1 protein-coding gene is annotated in these 467 nt (G+C 58.7%); it reads right to left on the minus strand.

What is annotated here, in order from left to right; all coding sequences use genetic code 11:
* Positions 1-145 precede the first annotated feature (145 nt).
* Positions 146-467 (minus strand): hypothetical protein (locus DVK05_RS16550; RefSeq protein ID WP_121564962.1); only part of this gene is annotated, 322 nt, incomplete at its 5' end.

The following is a 467-nucleotide window of genomic DNA, read 5'->3' on the forward strand; positions in this document are numbered from 1 at the left end:
CGTCTTGGTAATAGAATGGGAGTTGCGGTCAACATGTTGCTATCCGCTCGGATTGGTGGAGGCGGCCGTCAGGACGAATGTTGGTTTCGAGCGGTATCGCGTGTTGAGGTACAGGGTTGTATTCTCGCTTTCAGGCCACTTCCACTCAGTCGACAATAATAGTCAGGTCGCCCGATGCGTAGTCAGCCTCGAAGTCGACTGCGAACGCGCCCGACTTGTAGGCGCGGTGGCGTTCGAGCGAGCCAGTCGCCTTGAAGTGGAAGAATGCGGCCGCCGTGTAGGGCTTGCTCTGTGTTTCGACCTGCGACTCGACGGATGCGGGGAGCGCGATCTGAGGCGTCTCCGTGGCGATACTCGCAGCGAACTCCTTCGCTTCCTCGACGGTTGCTTGCGAATGTGCCGGTGTCTCGCCGGTGAGCACGTTCACCGGGGTTTCTGTCTCGTCGGTGAATAGGACGTCTTTGAAG

Origin of the sequence: Halorubrum sp. Atlit-8R, from assembly GCF_003666025.1 — an archaeon.
GTDB classification, from domain to species: Archaea; Halobacteriota; Halobacteria; order Halobacteriales; family Haloferacaceae; genus Halorubrum; species Halorubrum salinarum.